This is a genomic window from Treponema primitia ZAS-2 (assembly GCF_000214375.1).
In the GTDB taxonomy this organism is placed as follows: Bacteria; Spirochaetota; Spirochaetia; order Treponematales; family Breznakiellaceae; genus Termitinema; species Termitinema primitia.
The window spans coordinates 70,833-92,912 of the sequence record NC_015578.1 but is presented as its reverse complement, the minus strand read 5'-3'; the positions used below and the strand labels follow the sequence as shown (position 1 = coordinate 92,912).

At 34.8% G+C, this 22,080-nt stretch carries 23 protein-coding genes; 5 read left to right on the top strand and 18 right to left on the bottom strand.

Features of this window, described 5'->3' with window-relative positions:
• Positions 1-9 precede the first annotated feature (9 nt).
• From TREPR_RS00435 to TREPR_RS00425, 3 genes are all read left to right on the top strand, one after another.
• Entirely contained in the window at positions 10-1,431 is a 1,422-nt protein-coding gene (locus TREPR_RS00435) for a hybrid sensor histidine kinase/response regulator (RefSeq protein WP_015706293.1), read from the top strand.
• Complete coding sequence (locus TREPR_RS00430) at positions 1,400-2,467, top strand: GGDEF domain-containing protein (protein ID WP_015706292.1); 1,068 nt, start codon at positions 1,400-1,402, stop codon at positions 2,465-2,467. The genes TREPR_RS00435 and TREPR_RS00430 overlap by 32 nt, the downstream gene beginning before the upstream one ends.
• Before the next feature lie 99 nt (positions 2,468-2,566).
• The gene (locus tag TREPR_RS00425; protein WP_015706291.1) at positions 2,567-3,757 is read left to right on the top strand and encodes an ABC transporter substrate-binding protein; all 1,191 of its coding nucleotides are present in this window, start codon (positions 2,567-2,569) and stop codon (positions 3,755-3,757) included.
• Positions 3,758-4,098: 341 nt separating this feature from the next.
• Here TREPR_RS00425 and TREPR_RS00420 read toward each other — a convergent pair whose 3' ends face one another.
• Both TREPR_RS00420 and TREPR_RS00415 read right to left on the bottom strand, forming a co-directional pair.
• Positions 4,099-4,482 carry a putative toxin-antitoxin system toxin component, PIN family gene (locus TREPR_RS00420; RefSeq protein WP_015706290.1) on the bottom strand — a complete coding sequence of 128 codons (384 nt, stop codon included), beginning with the start codon at positions 4,480-4,482 and terminating at the stop codon, positions 4,099-4,101.
• A complete protein-coding gene (locus TREPR_RS00415; RefSeq protein ID WP_015706289.1) occupies positions 4,479-4,766 on the bottom strand; it encodes a type II toxin-antitoxin system Phd/YefM family antitoxin in 288 nt (95 codons plus the stop codon). Before TREPR_RS00415 ends, TREPR_RS00420 begins: the two co-directional genes overlap by 4 nt.
• A gap of 96 nt (positions 4,767-4,862) precedes the next feature.
• On the opposite strand from TREPR_RS00415, the gene TREPR_RS00410 reads away from it, so the two are divergent.
• Both TREPR_RS00410 and TREPR_RS00405 read left to right on the top strand, forming a co-directional pair.
• Entirely contained in the window at positions 4,863-5,102 is a 240-nt protein-coding gene (locus tag TREPR_RS00410; RefSeq protein WP_015706288.1) for a type II toxin-antitoxin system Phd/YefM family antitoxin, read from the top strand.
• Positions 5,099-5,494: a type II toxin-antitoxin system VapC family toxin gene (locus TREPR_RS00405; RefSeq protein WP_015706287.1), complete on the top strand. Its 396-nt coding sequence runs from the start codon at positions 5,099-5,101 to the stop codon at positions 5,492-5,494. Before TREPR_RS00410 ends, TREPR_RS00405 begins: the two co-directional genes overlap by 4 nt.
• 84 nt (positions 5,495-5,578) lie before the next feature.
• Here TREPR_RS00405 and TREPR_RS00400 read toward each other — a convergent pair whose 3' ends face one another.
• From TREPR_RS00400 to wzx, 16 genes are all read right to left on the bottom strand, one after another.
• Positions 5,579-7,354, bottom strand: coding sequence for an LTA synthase family protein (locus tag TREPR_RS00400; RefSeq protein WP_015706286.1), 1,776 nt, complete (start codon positions 7,352-7,354; stop codon positions 5,579-5,581).
• Positions 7,338-8,192, bottom strand: coding sequence for a methyltransferase domain-containing protein (locus TREPR_RS00395; RefSeq protein WP_015706285.1), 855 nt, complete (start codon positions 8,190-8,192; stop codon positions 7,338-7,340). Before TREPR_RS00395 ends, TREPR_RS00400 begins: the two co-directional genes overlap by 17 nt.
• An 89-nt stretch (positions 8,193-8,281) precedes the next feature.
• Positions 8,282-9,748 carry a polysaccharide biosynthesis/export family protein gene (locus TREPR_RS00390; protein WP_015706284.1) on the bottom strand — a complete coding sequence of 489 codons (1,467 nt, stop codon included), beginning with the start codon at positions 9,746-9,748 and terminating at the stop codon, positions 8,282-8,284.
• Positions 9,745-10,755 carry a GumC domain-containing protein gene (locus TREPR_RS00385; protein ID WP_041611309.1) on the bottom strand — a complete coding sequence of 337 codons (1,011 nt, stop codon included), beginning with the start codon at positions 10,753-10,755 and terminating at the stop codon, positions 9,745-9,747. Before TREPR_RS00385 ends, TREPR_RS00390 begins: the two co-directional genes overlap by 4 nt.
• A 137-nt stretch (positions 10,756-10,892) precedes the next feature.
• Positions 10,893-11,660: a glycosyltransferase family 2 protein gene (locus tag TREPR_RS00380; protein ID WP_015706282.1), complete on the bottom strand. Its 768-nt coding sequence runs from the start codon at positions 11,658-11,660 to the stop codon at positions 10,893-10,895.
• A 3-nt stretch (positions 11,661-11,663) separates the two neighbouring features.
• Entirely contained in the window at positions 11,664-12,767 is a 1,104-nt protein-coding gene (locus tag TREPR_RS00375; protein ID WP_015706281.1) for a glycosyltransferase, read from the bottom strand.
• Between the two features lie 71 nt (positions 12,768-12,838).
• Positions 12,839-13,762: a hypothetical protein gene (locus TREPR_RS00370; RefSeq protein ID WP_052299678.1), complete on the bottom strand. Its 924-nt coding sequence runs from the start codon at positions 13,760-13,762 to the stop codon at positions 12,839-12,841.
• Positions 13,763-13,780: 18 nt separating this feature from the next.
• On the bottom strand, positions 13,781-14,095 hold the full coding sequence (locus TREPR_RS17705; RefSeq protein ID WP_052299677.1) for a hypothetical protein: 315 nt from the start codon (positions 14,093-14,095) through the stop codon (positions 13,781-13,783).
• A 66-nt stretch (positions 14,096-14,161) separates the two neighbouring features.
• A complete protein-coding gene (locus tag TREPR_RS18300) occupies positions 14,162-14,425 on the bottom strand; it encodes a class I SAM-dependent methyltransferase (RefSeq protein WP_148257199.1) in 264 nt (87 codons plus the stop codon).
• Positions 14,426-14,540: 115 nt separating this feature from the next.
• A complete protein-coding gene (locus tag TREPR_RS00360) occupies positions 14,541-15,698 on the bottom strand; it encodes a glycosyltransferase (protein ID WP_015706278.1) in 1,158 nt (385 codons plus the stop codon).
• A 100-nt stretch (positions 15,699-15,798) separates the two neighbouring features.
• Positions 15,799-16,974: an EpsG family protein gene (locus tag TREPR_RS00355; RefSeq protein WP_015706277.1), complete on the bottom strand. Its 1,176-nt coding sequence runs from the start codon at positions 16,972-16,974 to the stop codon at positions 15,799-15,801.
• 10 nt (positions 16,975-16,984) lie between these two features.
• Positions 16,985-17,887: an SDR family oxidoreductase gene (locus tag TREPR_RS00350; RefSeq protein WP_015706276.1), complete on the bottom strand. Its 903-nt coding sequence runs from the start codon at positions 17,885-17,887 to the stop codon at positions 16,985-16,987.
• A complete protein-coding gene (locus TREPR_RS00345; protein ID WP_015706275.1) occupies positions 17,884-18,897 on the bottom strand; it encodes a glycosyltransferase family 2 protein in 1,014 nt (337 codons plus the stop codon). The genes TREPR_RS00350 and TREPR_RS00345 overlap by 4 nt, the downstream gene beginning before the upstream one ends.
• Before the next feature lie 506 nt (positions 18,898-19,403).
• Positions 19,404-19,817, bottom strand: a complete 414-nt coding sequence (locus TREPR_RS17700; RefSeq protein ID WP_052299676.1) for a hypothetical protein — start codon at positions 19,815-19,817, stop codon at positions 19,404-19,406.
• A gap of 53 nt (positions 19,818-19,870) precedes the next feature.
• Positions 19,871-20,692: an FkbM family methyltransferase gene (locus TREPR_RS00335; protein WP_015706274.1), complete on the bottom strand. Its 822-nt coding sequence runs from the start codon at positions 20,690-20,692 to the stop codon at positions 19,871-19,873.
• On the bottom strand, positions 20,693-22,054 hold the full coding sequence (gene wzx / locus TREPR_RS00330; protein WP_015706273.1) for an O-unit flippase-like protein: 1,362 nt from the start codon (positions 22,052-22,054) through the stop codon (positions 20,693-20,695).
• Positions 22,055-22,080: the final 26 nt, after the last annotated feature.

Sequence of the window (22,080 nt, the reverse complement as noted above, 5' to 3'; positions counted from 1 at the left end):
AAGGATTAAATGTACTATTATTTACTGGCTTCAGCCTTTGCTTGCATAGTGATACTCTCGGCCTTCCTTGTACGATTTAAGTGGGTGTCCCATAAGCGGATGAAACAGGTCAGCAGATTTTCTACCCGGGCGTCTCAGGGTTACCTGGACGAACGGATCGAAGCTTTAGGTGATTCTGATTTCCGAAAAATCGCCGAAAGCCTCAATGTGTTGATGGAAAACATGGCCAACATGAGCCGGGCCAAGGGTGATTTCCTTTCTCGGATGAGTCACGAGATCCGCACCCCCATGAACGCCATCATCGGCATGACCCTGATTGCCAAAAGCTGCTTCCAGGATGAACAGCTTCCCGACGACGCTGCAGGAGACCGGGTACTGGACTGTCTCCAGAAAATAGAAGACAACTCGAACCACCTGCTGGGGATCGTCAATGACATATTGGATTTTTCAAAAATTGAAGCAGGAAAACTCACCCTGGATGAAAGTCTCATCTCTCTTACCCAGAACATGGACTTCATCCTTTCCATGTTCAAATCCCGAATGACCGATAAAGAAATCAGCTTCAATGCGGAACTGCAGAATATTAAAAATGAAGGCATCATCACCGATGCACTGCGACTTAACCAGGTACTGATAAACCTCCTGAGCAATGCCCTTAAATTTACCCCCCAGGGGGGACGGATCGATCTTGTCGTCGAAGAATTGCTCCATATGGGCAATGAAGGGGTCTACCGTTTTACCGTAAGCGATTCGGGGATCGGCATTGAGAGCGAACAAGCCAAAAAACTCTTTACCCCCTTTGTCCAGGCCAATGCCGGGATTAACACCAATTTCGGCGGAACCGGCCTGGGGCTGGTAATCTCAAAGAATATCGTAGAAATGATGGGCGGAGAAATTGAACTTCAAAGTGAGGGCGGCAAGGGCAGCGTCTTTAGTTTTACTATCCGGGTTAAATCCCAGGAATCGGGAAAACAGCCAAAGAATGAAGATGATTCGGCGGATAACCCTGATTTTAGAGGCAAACGTTTCCTCATCGTGGACGATATCGATATCAACCGAGAAATCTGTATAGAACTCATGGGCGTTACCGGGGCGGAAATGGAAACCGCAGAAAACGGTCAGGAGGCAGTGGACATGTTCATGAAATCTCCGGAAGGATATTACGATTTAATATTGATGGATATGCAGATGCCCGTGCTTGATGGCTGTGAAGCCACCATCAAGATACGCCAAAGCAAGCGTAGTGACGCGCTGACAATCAGCATAATTGCCATGACAGCGAATGTTATGAAAGAAGATATACAAAAAGTCCATGACGCCGGAATGAATGGACATATCGGAAAACCCGTGGACATCGACAAAGCCTTTCATACCATGCAGAAAATAATGGGGGATTCAAATGGACATTCAGGTAAAAAAAAGAAAAATTAAAAATGAATACATAGTAATTGTCGTAATGGTATTTCTTTTTGTCTTTGTCAGCTTTCTTTCACTGTCTTCTATTAAAAAACTACACGGTAACGCCCGGGTAATAAACTATGTGGGCATAGTCCGGGGGGCAACCCAGAAACTAGTTAAGGAAGAACTTTTGGGTCACCCCAACGACGCTCTGATCGCCCGGCTTGATTCCATAGTAACGGAACTGTACACCGACGAACAAACCGACCAGCACGATCTTATCGTCCTGCCGGATAGGGATTTCCTGAACCATATGCGGCAGGTACAGGAATACTGGAGCCGTCTGAAAAATCAAATCCAGGATATACGCCAGAAAGAGGACACTATGCCCCTCTACGATTTAAGCCAGGATTATTTTAGCCTGGTAAATGACACGGTATTTTCCGCAGAACGGTATTCAGAAAAGGTGTTGCGCCGGAGCCTCATCTCCCTTATAGCTGCCATAGGGTGCTTCTTCCTCCTAATTATTATCAGCATGGCCTGCTTTCTGCGTTCCCTCAGGATACAGAGAAAACTGGCGGCCTTGAACGCCATCGCCTACATTGATCCCCTCACGGGGATTGAAAACCGGGCGAGTTGTGAAAGGCTTATTAACAAACTGAAAACATATCCGCCGGAAAAGGATATCGTGGTGATCATGTTTGATATGAACAACCTCAAGCTGACCAACGATTTCTTTGGCCACAAGGGGGGAGACAAGATCATCAAAGACTTTGCCCAGTTTCTGAAAAGCGAAGTTCGGGAATCTGACTTTGTGGGACGCTACGGCGGGGATGAATTTTTGGCGATTTTTCAGAACGCCAATGACGCGGCGGCGGAATCCTATCTGTCCAGGCTTAACAGCCGGATAGTCGCCCGGAACAGCATCTGCGTCAACGAGCTGGAAAAGATCAGTTACGCCGCAGGGCATGTGCTGGGAAGCCTCGGAAAAACCACCATGGAGGATCTGATCAACCAGGCAGATAAGAACATGTACGCCCGGAAACTGCAAATGAAGAGAAAAGACTAAGCAGAGCCTTCCTTTATTTCTTTTCCACTCACCTTGCCATTACAGGGTCATTATTGCATAATAGAAATGACTTACCATCACCTATTCAAGGAGGAGATTATGAGAAAAGCTGTAAAGGTAGTTCCAGCGAAGCTTCCCGCAGTACTGATCATAGCTCTGCTCATGACGCTTATGGCGCTGCCTGTTTTCGCCGGAGGGGCTAGCGAACCCGCTGGGGATGTAATTCGTATCGGGATTTTTGAACCCATAACCGGGGCCTACGCAGCCGGCGGGGCCATGGAAGTGGAAGGAATACGCCTTGCCAATGAACTTTTCCCCACCGTCGAAGTGGGCGGAAGAACCTACAGGGTAGAATTGGTCATGGAGGATAACAAATCCGATAAAGTTGAAGCGGTAAACGCGGTTCAGCGGCTTATTGATAGGGATAAGGCCCATCTAATCCTGGGCTCCTATGGTTCCTCCATGTCCATAGCCGCCGGGGAAATCATCAAGGGTGCAAGAATCCCCGCAATAGGAATTTCCTGTACCAACCCCCTGGTTACTGCCGGAAACGACTATTACTTCCGAATATGCTTCATCGAGCCCTTCCAGGGCACAGTCATGTCCAACTACGCCTTCAATAACCGCAAAGCCAAAAACGCCGTTATCGTTCAGGAGGTTTCCAGCGATTACTCCGTAGGATTGGCAAGATTCTTCTCCGACAACTTCAAGCTCCTCACCAGGAACCCCAACGCCATCCTGACCACAGTTAACTACAATACCGGTGACCGGGATTTCACTGCCCAGCTTACCAGCATTATATCCCTGAACCCTGAAATAATTTTTGCCCCGGGGAACTACACCGAATCCGCCCTGATGATCAAACAGGCCCGGGCGATGGGAATTACTGTACCCATCATCGGCGGTGATACATGGGAGGCCCCAGAATTCATCGACCTAGGCCGGGAATCCGTTGAAGGGGTGGTGTTCTCCACCTTCTTCGCCGCCGTATACACCGCTTCCCCGGTAGCGGAAAGTTTCCTCAAGGAATACCGCGCCCGGAACGGCGGCAGAGACCCCGTGGCGGTCACCGCCCTGGGATATGACGGCTACCTGGTCGCCCTGGATGCCATCAAGCGGGCCGGCTCGCTTGATCCCCAGGCCATACGGGACGCCATCGCCAAAACCACCGGATTTGTAGGCGCCACCGGAACAGTCACCCTGGACGCCAATGGAGACGCCACCAAGAGCGCCTTCATCAAAAGCGTAAAAGGCGGCAAGTTCGTCTTTGAAACTATCGTAAACCCATAAGTTTGAGTGAAAGGGATAGGCATAGGCATTGAAAAGAGATTGGAATATATAGCCAGATCTACAGTTCCATAGCGTTTATTTTTCCGACAGTAACAGCAAAGCCCCTTTGAATGAAGAACAGATACACTGCCTGTTCAACAAGTTTGGCGATATCCAGCGGAAGGTTCCGTGTATTTCGGAATAGATTCCATCATGATTGAAAGTATACCGTGTTTTAGGGAAAGTTTCAATCATAATGGAAGGGGAGAGTCCTGGATGGAACAGGTTTATTATGACATTTTTATGAAATATGTCATTCTTGAGGGAAATAAAAACCGGCCTCGGTCATATCTCCCAGATAGTCACTTTTCTTTAAATTCTTTTGGAGATACAATACTTCTATCTTTAGGATAATGTTTCTTATTGCCCGTTATAATGTAATCTGCATTACTGCTTTTTAATACATCGTAAAATATTTTATCGTCTTCATCTATAAATACTATGTTTTGCGGTTCAGCCAATACATATTCGCCATAGATTTTTATAAATTCCAAAAAATCATTAACCAGTTCTTTATTAAAGTTAAATTTTGATCTGGTCAGGACTTCTGTATATTCCGCAAAAATTTTATTGTCATAACATATTTTTATTTTCTTTGCTAATACCATTGAAAGTATTTCTCCGGGGATTCCCATGGGGTTTAAAAATGCTGAAACGATTATGTTCGTATCCAGGACAAGTTTCATCTTTTTGATTCTTTCCTGATTTTTTTAATTTCTTCGTCTATCTCTCCCATGGTTGTCCTATCCAGTCCCTTTGCCACAGATTCTTGCTGAATTAATTTTACGGCATTAATTGCCTTAGCCTGCCGCAGTGAAGCAAGGGTGTTTTCAAGGTTCTTATCATTCAAGGGGGTTAATAATGCAATCGGCTTTCCATTGTTTGTTATTACCATTTCCTGTTCCTCCGGCAATGTTTTCCAGATATTGGCAGAAGATGTTCTAAAATCCCTTACGGATATAAATTTCACAATTAACCTCTTGCGTTAAATAATACACTATCGTCTCACAATTGTCAACACCCAATTTTACTTGACCAAGTTGGACAAATAGGCTATATTGTGGATATGAAAATTCTACCGTTAGCAGAAGCTAAAAATCATTTTTCCGCAGTATTAAAAGATGTCGAACTGGGCAATGAGGTAGCTATTTGTTATGGCAAAAAGAAAGAGACTATTGCCGTAATCATTCCGTATGAACAATGGAAGAAATCAAAAAAAAGAGAATTAGGCACCTTAAAACATAGGGCAAAAGTAACTTTTTCTAAAGATTTCAGTATAAGCACGGAAGAATTTATAAACCCATGAAATATCTTGTAGATACCCACATTCTATTATGGTCATTTATTGAACCGGAACAACTATCTAAAAATGTTAAGATAATATTATTGGATGAAAATAATGATATATACTATAGCCCAATAAATTTATGGGAAATTTCTATAAAGTACTCATTAAAAAAATTAGACCTAAAAGGACTAAAGCCGGAAGAATTCTTTGAAGAATTGGATAATAGTTATTATTTATGCAAAGAAATAAATAATCCGGACATAATCACAAATTATCATTTACCATTACACCATAAAGATCCGTTTGACAGGTTTTTAGTATGGGAAGCAATAAGAAATGATTTTGTCTTAATAACCGTTGATGGATCAATCAATGAATATAAAAATGACGGATTACGAACAGTAAACTAAACGAAAAAATCTAGTTTATTATGACGTTTTTCAGAAAAATGTCATTCTTGGGAGAAATAAAAACAACTCCAATTTACTATAGTTTCAATTAATCCCTACTAATTCATTATATAGTATGGATTTTAGGCTAAGCTCATTGTTGAGTAATTGTATATCACCAAATTCTTCCAGCAAACTTCTCTCACTGGTATTTATTGAACGTCCAAGCCCCAACCCCTTTTCACTATACTCTCCGCCTATTGATCCGATAACCAGCGGAAAAATATCAAAACTGGTAAATTGCCTATTTTTAGAATAGGTATCATCAAGCAGGGAGTTGATAAATATGTTTATAGGATGCCTCTCTGACGGGACTGTGTCAAAAACAGTATCATCCATATACAAATGGTCTCCCAATACTACAATTGTTGTGTTTTTATAAAATGCTTGCTGCTTTAACCATGAAATAAAATCATTTAGTTGCTTGCTCATATCATGTAATACATTCTTAAACTGAGAGTCATAATTTCTTTCAGCATTTTTATCAAGATATCCATCAATTGGGTGCGTGTCTGCTGTCTCTATTGTAAGAAAAAATGGCTCGTCATTTTCTATATTTTTTGAGATTAATTCCTTGGCAAATGAATATAATTTTCTATCTTCAATACCCCACCATACTTTATAAAATTTTGAAATAAATTTATTCTCCTGAAAATATTTGTAATCATATATTATAGAATCTTTATGGGTTAGATAATACTTATCTTTATCTGAAAAATTCGCATCAGCACCACATATCAAATATTGTTTATATCCATTGGAATTTAGTATATCTCCTACACCATATGCACCGGGCATAAATGTATCGGCAAAATAATAGCCCAACGAATGACCGCCAAATGAAGGAGCAATTGGTACCCCGTTCAATTGGGATAAAATGCCCGCCATTGTCCATCCGGTTCCATTTACTTGGTTTGAACCACCAAAATTTTCACTATTGCTAAAACTAATATTATTTTCTATAAGATATTTTATTTCAGGAACAAGATTTTCTGAAAAACCTCCTCCAAGTTCGTAAGGTAAAAAACCTATCTCAAGAGATTCTACAAATATTACAATTAGATTTCGTTTCTTCTCAGGAAAAGAAATTTTTATATTTACCGGGTCAATATAATTATTCTCATAAAAACTTGATGGAGGCAAATCTAAGGTCCGTAAATATTGTGGTAGACCAATTTGAAATGCTGCAAACACAAGGGCAATAATCGGCATTATAATAGATATAGTTATAGAACATATTTTTTTTATTGATTTTGAAATCGTAATCATAAAAAAACTGATATTTAATCTAATAGAAGATAGTATAAAAAAAACCACAAACATTAGTACCGTACTAATAAATGGCAATATAACAAATTGTTTTACCATTACAAAATTGATTTCATTTATTGGCTGTATAATATGAAAATGTAACGCCGCAATAGCATTAATTCCGAACACTGAAGAATAATGTAATGTCAAATTAATTATCAACAATGTACAAAAAAACGATATATAAATGCTTCCACATTTTCTTTTTTTTATGGAAATGATATTATTATGAATCAATATACTATATAATAATATACCACATATACCTAAAAAACATGAGACAACTATATATTTAAGCGAAAGTCTCTGAGAGATTAAAATTAAACTATTTGAAGGATCTAACGTTGTCGCAGAAACAAGAACATAATAAAGGGTATACATACATAGAAAAAATGCATTGCCCCCAATATATAATATCCCTAATGTTTTTATTATAGACATTTTTCTTATTATTAGAACATAAACAAACAGCGGTAGCACTGCAATAAACGAATTAATTATTAAAAACATTAGATATCTCCGGTGTTTTTTTATAATTTTTTTTGCCCCATTCCCTGTTAAATATTATATTTTTATTTTCATCAATAACAAGCCATGGGAAAAGTGATTCTTTTACATTTTGTTTTTCAACATAGAATGAAAATTGATTTTGCTGTTTAGGAAATAATTTAAAAAAAATAAAGGAGAGTGGGCGTATAATTTTTAAAAAACAATATTTAAACCACCCTATTCTCTGTAATTCAGGCGTACATGGGAAGGCAGTACCATATCTATAAATATATTTATGTTTAAAATATGGCGAATATGATTGTATGGTTTTTTCAATTTCCCTCTCCGTCCATCTATATATATAATTAGGTATTTCTGTGTTATTGACACCGCCATATTTACAATCATTGTAAAATACGGCAGTATGTTCATAGGTTTGTGTTAATTTTAATTTTTCTAATATACGCATAGTTAAGGAATCTCTTGATTCAAATGCTAAGATTCCAATCTTTGATACACGATACATTTCTGTTAGAACCTTGTGAGGCGAAGAGGCATGATGGATTGCCGCATGAATAACTACAAAGCCAAATGATTCATTCTCAAAAGACAGAGATGCGGCATCTTCAAATTTCCAATTAAAGGGAAAATATTCATTTTCATTCATTCGTGTATCAAGATTTGAGATAGTCACATATTTAAAATTCAATGCTTCAAATATAGCTTTGTCTAAAACCCCACCACCGCAAACTAATATTTTTGATGTTTTTTCTTTAATTATATTATTTACACAATTCAAATAAAATTTTGCCCTTTCATCTTTCAAAATATCATTAAAATTTGTTATTGAATTATTCATACCCTTTTGTCAAACTCCTTATCACACTCTTCATCCGCAAATATGAACCGTATCTTAATCTTAAAACAGCTTATATATATAAATCATACTTATTGCGAAATAAGCAATGTAATAGTAATAAAGGTAGAAACAACAGATAATACGGTAGTAATCACCGGCGCATATTGGTTAAAATAATATAATCCACTGTTCGCCCGGGCAGTGATATTCGTCTCTGGTGTAATAATATCTTTCTTCGTCAGCTTATTCCCAGCAAAGTCTATAATATCTACTATCTTATGGGAGTTCCGTTCCGGAAGGAACCCCCCGGCCAGACCGATATAGTAGTCCCAGGACCGATCCGGAATATAGGGAAAACGCCCCGGCGAATGGACCGCACCGGATACAGTTACAAAATACTGCCGGAACGGGATAATCAATGTATCGTTATGCTCAACAAAGTACTGACTACGGTAAGATGAATCGTAGAGCATAGGGTTCAAGTTAAGGGGAATACGTGCAACGCCTCGTATGAGGTAGGCATTTTTGGTGTCTGAAATAGCCGAGAACCAGGCTTGGTTTCGCTGTACCAGGGATGCATAATTTTCCCCCACAGTAAACCGAACCGTTAGCCGGGTAGCGGTGCTTAGTTCATCACCTTCCTCAGTTAACCGGACCGCCCCTTCCACGAACATCACCGGAATCAGCTCAATTATCGAAGGAATCCTGATTGCATCCAGATGCTGCAGAGGATAGCCTGAGTCAATAGCATCACGAGTCAGGTAAATTTTATCCCCTGAATCGACGGCACTTTCCACTTGCCGCACCAGTTCTATCCGGGTAGGATCTGCTATTGGAGAGAGTCCATTGGCATAATAGCCAATCAATTCCCGGAGACTTTCCCCAGGTAACAACTGATAAATCCCAGGGCGCTCTACCTCCCCAGCCACAGTGACCACACGGGTAGCATGGCTCACCGTAATCACATCTCCTGGGCGAACATATGGGTCTTGGGTCATATCACCGAAACGTTGGGCCTTAAAGAGGTCGTAAGTCCGGATTTGACCATTCTGAGAACGTACCGACACATCTCTGAGGGAGGAATAAGGGGTACGGTTATCTATATTCAAAAGACCAGAGAGCCGAGCTAAGGCCCAAGTTACAATTTCTTGGGAATTCTGCACCTCCCCAGTAACCCGAACCCGGAATGACGCCGGTTCGGTGAGGACCAACTGAACCCCGCTTAATGGGTAGTTGTTGGTAACAATGCCTTCTACATCAGTCTTAAGTTGCTGATAACTTTTTCCCGCAACATTAATAATCCCAAGATTAGAAACATTGATACGATAACTGGAATCCACAACGATCTTATAAACCACTGGGACAGTACCAGCAGCATACTGAAGAGTATAGATATCCCCGGCGGTAACCCGGTAATCGGAGCTGGAGAGGGCCACCTGGGCAAATCGGCTTAACGCATCAGATTCCTTTACTTCAGAGGCATTTAACTCCTGCGCAAAAACTCTCAAGAGGATAATAATAAGTAAAAAACAGAGAGCAATCAGTCTATGCTTCAAGATGCGCCTCGTAATTTTGCTATAGCTTCTGGATCTCTTTTAATATTAGTTATTGCGTTTAGCACAAATGCCAAGAATACTGCGAGGAACCATGCAGCAAAAGTAACGATGGCACAAATTACTCCCCGGCTTGGACCAGATTTCCTATCCGGGATTTCAGCCATTTCCAATACCTGGAAAACAGGCTTTTCACTAGCCATGGTTACCTTAAGGAGTTCATACTGAACTTTAAGCTGGGTATAAACCTGCTGCTGGGCGCCCAATTCCAGGGCGATACGGCGTTGTTCAAGAGCGATTGATGGGATAGTCCTTCCGTCGGTAACTGACACGCCCAATTTCTGGCTTTCCTGTTCCAAGTTTTGTATTTCCTGGAAAGTGTTTTCGATGTTCCGTTCCAGATTTTCTCGTTCCAGTTTATTTTTATCAATTCCCAATTCATTAAACCAGCCTTCAAGATAGTGCATGCAGAAGTTAACAACCTTCTGGGCAAAAGCTGCATCTATATCGGTAAAACTGATGCTAAAAACACCGCTTTTTTCTTCATAAGAAGCGATAAGCTTTTTCTTCAGCACCTTGCGACTATCAGTCCGGGGAGACCTTGCTTTCTTATCGGGCTTTTCAATTTTATATCGGGTAACCAAGTCGAATTCTTCAACCACTGCATCCATGAAAGAATTGGTACCGACAAGATAAATTGCGAGATCACTGAAGGATGAACCGGTGTTCACTCCAGCAAGGCCAGCCAACCCACCAAGGCCGCTGGCACTGAGCATAGTGGCCATGCCACCACTAGATGAAGATGTATTATTTATGAGCATATGAGCTGAAGGAGTATACTCGTTAGGAAGCGGGGAGGTCTCGGATGGTAGGACTAGAGAGAGAACAGCAAATACAACTACACCGAACATGGCGATAAGTGTGATGATGATGATCATAAATTTATGACGCCAGAGGAGAGCAAAGATATCAATAAGACTGATTTCGTTATCTTGTTCTATCTTTTCCATATTTTCTTCTAAGGCCATAACAAGTGAATTTGATTTCCTTTACTGGCCATCGGAATTTGTCTTCTACGATTTTATGCATCAAGCATATATACATTTTGATTTATCAGTTCCCCTTTTGGTTAAATATGCATAAATTATCAAACATTATGAAAACGGTAAAATATAGATAGAAAAAACTGTGGGAACTTTCTCGCCTTTTTAAGCAATAAAACAAAAAACGGCATTGACAATTTATTAACTACCCATGCATTTTTATCATCAATAACTGCATTTATTCTTGATCTAATTCCATTGTTACTACTTCCGCCGGCACGCATATATACAAATGTTTTATCTATCCAAATCGTCGATATTTTATTTTTATCTAATAAACGAAGCATTAGTTCATAGTCTGCGTTTAAACCACAGTCAAATCTGTATAATCCATATTTTTCATATATGCTTTTTTTTACAAAAAAAGTCGGGTGCGGAGGCATCCACCCATATTTAAATGCTCTATTTTTTCCTGATTTCCAATATCGGTATGGTTTATCATCCTTAATATATAACAAATTTCCAAAGCAGGAATCTACATCCTTTTCTGTAATTGTTTTATTAACAATTTCAAGAATATCATTTGAAGTATAAAAATCATCAGCATTCAAAATCCCTATAATTGAATCACTCGCCATTTTTATGCCTTTATTCATAGCATCATAAATTCCTTTATCATGCTCACTAATCCACCTCATCCTACCCCTAAATTTACATTCATATTCCTTTATCAGAGTTACGGTCATATCAGTTGATTGACCGTCGATTACAATATATTCGATATCAGGATAATTTTGCTTTAATACAGACTCAAATGTATCACGAATAGTAGATTCGCTATTATAACAGACAGTTATTATTGATATTTTCATTTATCATTTTGCATTATAATTGCATATTTTTTTTTCTATAATTTTATATAATTCATTCCATGATTTTTTTTCATCTATTTTTAATGATTTATATTTATTCTTTGGTTCAAAACTTAATCTTAAAAGCTCTTTCCCCCATTTATGATAATCATTGTATTTGACAAATGTTGCCCCACTATAGTCTTTCAATACCTCTCTGGCATAAGGTAGATCCGATGCAATTATTGGTAGTCCAAATGAAGCTGCTTCTATTAGCGGTAATCCAAATGATTCCAAAAAACTAGGAAATACCAAAACATCTAATTTTGTATAAAGGCAAACTACTTCACTATGTTTTAAGGTACCAAGAAAAATAATATCAATATTTTTAAATGAATATGGATTATGTATTTCTTTTGGAGAACATGTTAAATATAAAGTAATTTTCTTTTTTAATAAAATATCAATATATTTGAAAGTTTTTATTAGTATAGAATGATTTTTATATGAATAAGGAGTAGCAGGGAAAAAAATATTTAACTTTTGGTTATCTATAAACAGACCACTTTTATTAACTGGTTCGGGAAGATAAATCGAGGGATATATAATATGAACTCTATTTTGATTGAATTTAAATGTTTTAACAAAAGCATCCTTTGTACATTTAAGCTGAACAAATATTTCTGTAAATTCATCAAAATATCTTTTAACAAAATATTTATATAATATTTTGTTAACAAAAAATCGTTTTATCTGTTCATAAGAAAGGGCAGTCCATTTGTACGGATATAATGGAATCAGTTGATGAAAATAAATAAAATTAGGGCAGTCATTATTAATTCGAAAACTTGTATTTTGCAAAGATACTGAAGCAATAGGTATTATATTATTAAGCTTCAACCAGTTTCTTAAACCAAACGCATCCCATAATACCCTTTTAATAGGGGAAGATTTATCAACATATATAATTCTTAAATTTAATTTAAACTGTAAGTTCTCTATTGATTTATGGACAAACACAATATATTGATAATCATCATCGGGCAATGCGGCAATAAACTGATATAAAATCGTTAATGCACCGCCAATTCTTAAAGCAGAAGCATTTACAACTATTGTACCTTTCATTTAAAATATCTCTATAAATATATATTGACTTGTGATCTTTTTGCAGTTCTTAGGACTGATATTTTCTTAATTTATATTTTAAAAATAAATTTAATAATTTTTCTAACTATACGGAAAACAAGAGTATTATATTCCCAAAAAGATTTATCAAATATACCATCTGCAATTACAAAATTATTTTTTTTGAGTGGAAATGATAGTTCATAAATTTTTGGTTCTTCTTTTTTTATTATTGTACGATGAGTTGCATTTAAATTCTTTCCTATATTTTTAATCATATTTTTCGATGGAATACATGCCAAACCATTGTTTTTATAAAGCGTATAGCTCCACTGATAATCCCAAGTATCTACTCTTTCTGTCATAATTCTATTATAAATAATATTCTGGCATCTAGGACCCAGTTTTTTCCCAAGAAACCTCACAAAATTATTATATTTAATAAATTCGTCAATGTCGGACATATTAATATCATAATATTTCCATGCCCGTGCCCATGTTGCCCACCCCCAAATAAACGGCGTCTTTGAGAAGAAATAGTCATATCGATCCTGATTCCATATACCACTATTATTTCTCCCACTAATTACAAATATGCGTGTGTCATTTTTGTAATATTCAAGTAATTCTTCGCAGTATGAAAAAAAACTCTGATTTGGCAAACAATCATCTTCTAATATTATTCCTTTTTCTTCATTTTCAAAAAACCATGTTATAGCGGAACTTATTGCCTTTCCACAACCAAGATTAGTATCTCTAAAAAGTTTTTCTATTTTACAATCCCAGTCTATATTATTTAGTACATAATCACGCACTGATTGAACTACTTCATCTTCACCCATATGATCATTTCGAGGTCCATCACTAGCAATATATAAATGCAATGGTTTTTTCTCCCGAATTGATTCAAAAACTTTTTTTGTAGTTTCCAGTCGATTAAAAACCAAAAATAACACGGGTGCTTCATGCGGAGATCGATTAAAATTAATCGGCATTTATCTTCATCCTTTAAATTACTTTATTGCTTCTATTGCCAAGCAATTCTTAAAACGGTCGGCGTTTTCGACGATTTCAAAGGCTTTAATACTTGAATCGTGATAATTACAGGCCCGAATGCCTTTAAACCCGGCTCTTTTTAATATCATTTCGGTGGATTTGTAATCCCAAAGCCAGTTGTGCCTGGAATTACTGAATACACTAATTATTCTATCGAAAAATCTCCTCTTCTTTTCTATACATAATCCAGAATACTTTATAAATTTAATTGATGCTTCGGGATCCATTCTTCCCGACATATACTCTTCACACATTTCTTTTAAATCTGGCATTAATAATCGAAAGACCCCACCGTCCTTTAGCAGGGAATAAGTGTTTTGTATTGCTATTAGGCATTCTTAATAGGTCAAATGTTCCAATACATGTGAACAATATACAGCATCACATGAATTATTATATTTTTGAATTCCTTTAACAATATCACCATATTTTACATTTTTATCGAATGATACATTTCTTATTTTTTGTATCATTAATCCAATACCCGGTATTTTTTGCAATATAATCATCGGAGAGGCGTCATAATTCAACCAATTTATTGGCGCGGATGAGCCGCAGCCATATTGTAAATAGATTGTTTGTTGTTTGTTCATTTTTCTCATAAAATATCCTTGTGTCAAGTATTTTATCATCATAGTAACACAAATTCTTTTAACTCCATCCGGACTCAAATACTCTTAATTCATTTATAATTTTTTTATATTCTTGTAGAGGATTCTATTCATTTTTCAAAATATACAAAGCCTTTTCTAGCCTTATACAACCTGCTTTGAAACTATAATATTCAACATAATCATTTTGTATTTGTTTATTATCAATTTCATTATTACCATACATCCTAACAAGACTCGAAAACCCTTCCTTAAACGTTTCATAATCATTATAAATTTTAAAATATGGCTTCCCAAAAAAAACATCATACCCTCTTGATGATACTTCATGAACCAAGACAGGCAAGCCCTGCCTTAAACCATCCATTACTCTTAACTTTAAACCACCGCCAATATCTATAGGACAATAATAAATCGAAGCAGACTGGATTATATCTTCAATATTATCAGGATTAGAAATAATTTTAATTCGATTATTTGAATTTTTTTCAATATCTTTAATTTTTTTTGTTGGATTCCTTCCTGCAATCACTATTTTTGCCATAGGACAAATTTTTATTAAGGTTTGATAGTAATATTTGTAAAAATTACGAATGCCATGTTCCGTTTGAACACTACCTAATGTTCCGGTAATTACTATACTTGGCACTAAACTCTGTTTTTGTACTACCATTGGAATATTTTCAATAGTTGGCTCAAAAACTCCAAGTAAATTTATTTCACCGTTACAAACACCATAATTTTCTTCAAATAACTTCATATCAGATTTAGTTAGAAACATATTTAAATCAGCTTTCAAATAAGCATTTTTTTCATTTCGTATAATATAATACGGAAATAACCCACCAAAAGACGTTATGGTTCGATTATCTACACTGTATTCTCTTTCATAATTATGGTGAATAACAATAGTTTTAATACCCATAGACTTAATATAATCTATCATATCACCTGCATATATACCTCCATTTATTATACACCACATATATTGATCTTTATATTTTTGCAGATGCAAATAGACATATTTTTTATTTCGATGCAAATGTCCAAAAATTAAAGCTATACTGGCATATAGTTTATTTCTTCTTGGTGCGCCAAAATAATTATTCTTGTTTTTATGTTTATCGATAGCTTCCAGACCCATTATTATATCAATATTATTATTAAAAATACTCATTAATGCATTATAATAAGCAATCGTAGCCAACCCCTCCCCGGATCGAACAAATGGATTACCTGTTGCAATATATAATATTTTTTTCATTAAATATTATCCTTTTACTATTTTAATTAACCGCTAAACTTAACTTGGTTTTTACAGAAATATTTTAGTATTAGAACAGTTTTCAGTTTCATACTTCATTCTATCTATTAAATACTCCTCTAGTTAACAATAAGCCTAAGGTTTCACGACCAGGTTCATCAACTGAAGAAAAAACAATATGATATGGCACAAATAGATCCCACATTGGAGGCCAATTATAGTGCCTTACAAATAAAGTGCCTTTATAAAAGGTAAATACAAAATATGATAACACCAATACGAAATATATGTACTTTATTGAAAATATCTTTTTGAAGAAGTCATTGTCTAAAAGAATATTATAAGAAAATAAACCACCTCCAATTAGATAAAAATAGCAATTGAAGCGTCCCAAAATTCCTACACCAGAACGATTGACTAAAAATAATACAAGAAAACTATTAAAGAACATAGGATTCATTTTCTTTCTACTGTTTAGAAATACTATTATGCCTGCTATTAATAATATCATAATAACACCAAGTCCCGTATTAGCTTCTATTACTCCAGTATGTATACTTGATTTTAGATACAAGTCTATCATGCTAGAAAATCTTAGCGGCATAAATGGATAAACTAATTTCAAAGCACTTAAGGTTATTTCATGTCCCCAAAATCCTATACAAACAGAAAATAAGAATACAAGGCAAACTAAATATGTTGGCAATTGTTTATTAAAAAAATAAATTACTATACAGGCAAATGCACTGCTGTGAAATTGCATAGCAATAATAATTATAAGTAAATATGAAAAAAATTTTTTTTTCTGTATATATTTATAGCCACATAAAACAATTGCCACTGCTAAATACTGACGATTAAGTGCCATATCTAAAGAAAAATACATCCAAAAAAAGTATAAAAATAATGAAAAAACAGGGTGTGTAGAATACTTATAGATATGATGATAAACACAGATTCCACAAAACAGCTCAAGGAAAAACTGCATTATAAAATAATTATTAAATGTATGCTTAAAGATAACGTTTAACAGAAAATATCCATATTCCATATCGAACAAAGGATTATAAGTCTTTTTTATATTATCAAAATAAGGAATATAATGATACCAATCACCTCCAGTTTTATATCTAAGGGCTGACAAACTTATCATAAAAAACGAAAATAGAATAAAAAATATTTTATCATCTTTTTTATATAAGATATTATTTCCAAATTCAATAATTTCAACTAAAGAAAATATAAAAAGAATTACTATAAAAATTATATAAATCATTTTGATACTTTTAGAATAAATAATCTTTATAATAAATATTTACATATTCCTTTAAGGCAATACGCCAATCTCGCATTACATTAATATTGCGAATATTTAATTTTTGATTTAAAAGGCGTTCCGACGGCGGTCTAGCAGCAAAATACGTTTCTTTAAAATAATCAGAAGAAACGGCGGTTAACTTGACAACATCATTTAAATTCAATATTTTTAAAAGCTCTACAGCAACATCATAGCGACTTGTTTGTCCTCCACAAACCATATTATACAATCCCCAATATTCATTTTCCAGCAAAAGCATTACATTTTTTGCAAAGTCATGAGTATATGTGGGGGTTCCATCTTTATCATTTACAATAAAAAGTTCTTTTTTGCCATCTTTTAACTGTTTCATCAGCTTTTGAATAAATTTTTTATCCTTGCCTGGACCTGCACCCATCATCCAACCTGCACGACAAACCAAAAAACGGTTTGCGTTTTCTACTACAAATCGTTCCCCTATATATTTTGAACGGGCATATACACCAAGGGGATTAGGCACATCCCAATCATCATACAAATCTTTTTTGCCGTCAAAAATACCCGCAGTTGAAATATACAAAAGAGGAATATTCAATTCATTGGCAATATATACTGCATTTTCAACCGATATAGTATTAGTTGCATAGGTGTCTTCCGGGTTTTTTTCACAAAATTCTAAATCAGTATAAGCACCTAAATGAAACAGATAATCGGGCGCAAATTCTTTGACTTGGTTTCGATATTCCTTTAAATCACGAAAATCAAGGAAACTGAGCCAGTTGGCATTTACATCCTTATCAGTACATTTAAGAGTATACTTATCCTTGTATTGCCCATAAAAAGCCTCCCCTAACATTCCACCACAACCAGCAATATATATCTTCTTTTTCATATATTTTTTACCATCTTAAATAGTATTTTTATTGTTGTTTTAAGAGATTGAATTATAAATATTTTATGCATATTAAAAAAAGTAGAATTATAATAAAAACATAACATTTGAAACGGATTTATTATACTGTTATTTCTGCAAACACCAGACCAGGCTTCAAAAATTGCATTCTTTACAGCCTTTGTATTATAATAATTGCTTTTAATACTTAACGCTTGAAGATGCATCAACCATTCTTGCAATAAAATTAAGTCGTTATAACTAATAGTATGTGGGCGTACAACTAGATCATGAACACGTTTTTCTTCCTCAGTCAGTCTAATTGATAATGAGTATTCTATTATTTTATGTCTAATAGCATCGCTTATATTTGTTTGAATATCTTGCTTTAAGTTACTTACACTATTATCGTGCAATCTATAATACAGTAATACCCTTGGTATATTTGCTATTTTTGTCATTTTTGATATTTCAAACCACAGGTTATAGTCTTCAGCTGGACTTAATTCCTCGTCATATTTTATTCCCTGTTTAAAAAGGGATGCCCTCATCATCACAGAAGGATGCACCATAGGACAAAAAAACAAAAGCCTTGCCCGGATATCCTTATCTCTTATAGGTCGTTTAAATAATCCTTTCTTTGTACCTATTAATTGTACATAGGATCCGCAAACGCCTACATTTTCATATTTTTGCAAAAAAGCAACTTGTTTTTTTAATCTGTCAGGATGTGAGATATCATCATTATCTTGGCGGGCAATAAATTTACCCTGCGCCAAATCAATCATTCTATTAAGATTGGCGACATAACCAATATTTTTTTCATTTTTATAAAATCTAATTCTCGGATCATTATAAGATTTGATAATATCCGGCGAAGAATCACTGCTGGCATCATCAATAATAATAAATTCAAAATCATGAAATGTTTGATTTAAAATACTGTCTATAGTTTCTCTGACAAATATTTCAGCATTATAGACAGGCATTATAACCGATACTAATGGCATACTGATTTTCTTTTTAAAACTAATTTTATATTTTTTTTATCCAAAGACTTCCACCAGTTTGCTTATAAATTTGGGGAAACTTTTCCACTAATTCTTTTTCATACATCAATTCTAAATATGTATTAAATAGTACTATTTTAAAATTGCTATTATATTCCAAGAAGGCCCTTAATATATATTGTTCATTCCATGCTCTTCCCTCAAGCAGCCATTCTTTTGGATATTCAAATGGATAAAATATATCGTGGAAGTGGATATACACACCTTTTTGCAGTAAAGACAATATGTTATGAATAATATAATTTACATCGCTATTAAATTTGGAAACATGCGTTGAATCAATAAATTAAATGCCATTTTCCCCTAATTGCGTAAATAATTTTAATGGAATATCCTGTAATTTTAATTCAAGTATTTCTATATCGGATGAATCCCCTGTCAATGATTTTAATCTATCAGGAAATGGCTCAATAAAGGTACAATAAAATTTATTTTTGAAATATATTTCATTGGCATTCAGGGTCACACAGGATGAAAAACCAGAACCAACTTCTATTAACTTTTGTGGTTTCAAATATCGTAAATATAGCATCAGAATAAGAATAATGATCATTTTTAAAATAATATCTTAATCCTTCGGTCTTTTCATCCCTGAAAGGTAATTCCCTATAAAATGAATCAAATATAGATAATAATTCTAATTGAACTTTATCATTTAAATCAATGCCTTGAATTTCAAGCGGTAAATAGCTTTCATATTCCTTTATCTCATTCATTGTTGCAAATGGAGAATAAAAATGTTCAATTGGATAATCCGGAATAAGCGCATCCCCTTTACCGGACGCCTTTATTAATTTTATGCGTCGATAAATGTTTGGCCAATTCTTTTTAAATAATCTTGTGAATATACCCAACATCATTTTTTATATTAATCATCCTATGCCATCTATAATTAAAACTAATAGCATATTATTTACCTGGAAATCTTTTTAAGATAATGACCTTTTGATAAGAAAACATTTTCTCCCTGTTGCCATTCATTATCAAAGTCGTTTGTGTAATTATAAAATATCCTATTGCATCCACTTTTCATATATTCATGTAATTCAATAATAATTGATTTTACTTTATCTATCCATTCAACAGAATTACTGAAAACTTCTTTTTCAGATCCCTCTATATCCATTTTAAGAATATCAATTCTGTCTAATTGATATTCTTTAACAATTTTTTTTATTGTAACTGATGTAACCTGTTGAACATAGCGCACAGATGGTGTTTTTAAAACCGTATTTATACTTTTATCTGAAGCCATATATCCACATTCACCCAATCCTGAATCCAATATATCAATTTTACCATCCAAATTCCATAATGCTGCTTGAATAGGTATAATGTTTGTATATTGTGCTGTATTTTTTAGCAATAACTCAAAATTATTCTTTTCCGGTTCTATAGCAATAATTTTAGCCTGTCGGTATTTATTTGCAAAATAAATAGAAGCTAACCCTATATTTGCTCCTGCATCAATAATTACTTCCGGTTCTTTCTCTATGGCAAAATCATACTCGAAATTAATAAATATTTGTGAATACATAGAAACATCTGTTGAGGGTTCTCTAAGCCAAAATGGATACTTGCAATCTGTCCGCTTTACCTCTATCAAACAGGGAAAAGCAACATGGCGACCCTTTGCACGAAGTAAATTTTTTAAGCCGAATTCTTTAAAATAAAATATATCTTTATTTATTTTACTATAAATGATTCGCATAGCAGTAATTATTTTTTTTTTCATCTAATGTCTCACTTGACTAACGTTTAATTCTCTATATGCCTTCAAAGGCCATTTCCAATATGAGTAACAACACTGTACAACACAAGGCGCAAAAATTATGCTCCATACTCCTAAATTAGTATATTTAAAAAGAGCAAGAAGTAGAATTAATATACAAATTCCAGAAATCAGTCCCGCTTTAAAAAATGGAACTTCATTTTTTGTAAGCAATATATTACCAGCAATACTCGTATTTGCTTCCAATAAACCTGAAATCAATAATATAATAATAAATCGTTGTGACAAAAGAGGTGTCTTGCTTTTAATTATTATATCTAACATAAAATTACCCAAAAATATAAGAACCAGTCCACCAAAAATATACATAATAAGGAATAACAAGCAACTCTTGAAATAGATATGTTTTATTTCATCCATATTATTCTGTACTCGATAGTGCATTATTTGTACCAAGTAAGTTGAAAAATAAACACTCGCCAATGACGAAATAACTCCAATAATCTGTGTCGTTATACCATAAGAAGCAATGAAATCCAGCGATAGATAAAGCGATCCAATAACTACAGGCGATCTATTAATCAAAAAGCCACCTATACTATTTATACCAATTTTAATCGCATTCGGATAAATTGCCTTCAGAATACCTCGCTGTGTTTGATTAACTATATTATGTAAATTAAGCCTGATATCCGCAGTATAAAATGAATTATACGATAAAACTCTCCGAATGATAATTGATACCGCCTGTGCGCTAACAATAGCAATAAGGCCAAATCCTGATAATATTAAAATTATTGCAACAATCAAGTATGAAGACTGCCCTATAATCCCTATTTGTTTTGACCGTTTTATTAAACCTCTTCCTTGTAAGAGGGAATCATAATAGAGGGTAAAGAAGGAGTAAGCATTTATGCAGCACAATATAAACCAAGCTATATATACTTCAGTTTGGTTACCGATATATGTTTTTAGAACAGTATAAATATAATATGTTCCTATTGTGGTTAGAATAAAAAAAAGAATTACTGATACGCATGAATAAAATAAACGCATGACAGTAATAAGGTCTTTCAGTAGTTTATAGTCAACATCTGTTGTTTGCCCAGTGTCAACAACAGAAAAGCCATTTGTCTTTAAAGCCTTTACACCGCTAAACACATAAGCTACATTGCGAGTAAATGAAGGATTAAAACCAAAATCCAATAAATTAATTAAAATAATAATTGTTGAGAAAATAGTCCAAATTGCTATTGTTTCCTGAGGTAAAATACGTAAAATAAATGGGAAAAGTATAAGTTGCGCTGCTATTTGTAAGAATGTAGCAGCATAATTCCACAAAACATCTTTTCGATCAATTTGCAATTATTTTCCGCCATCGTAATTTTACA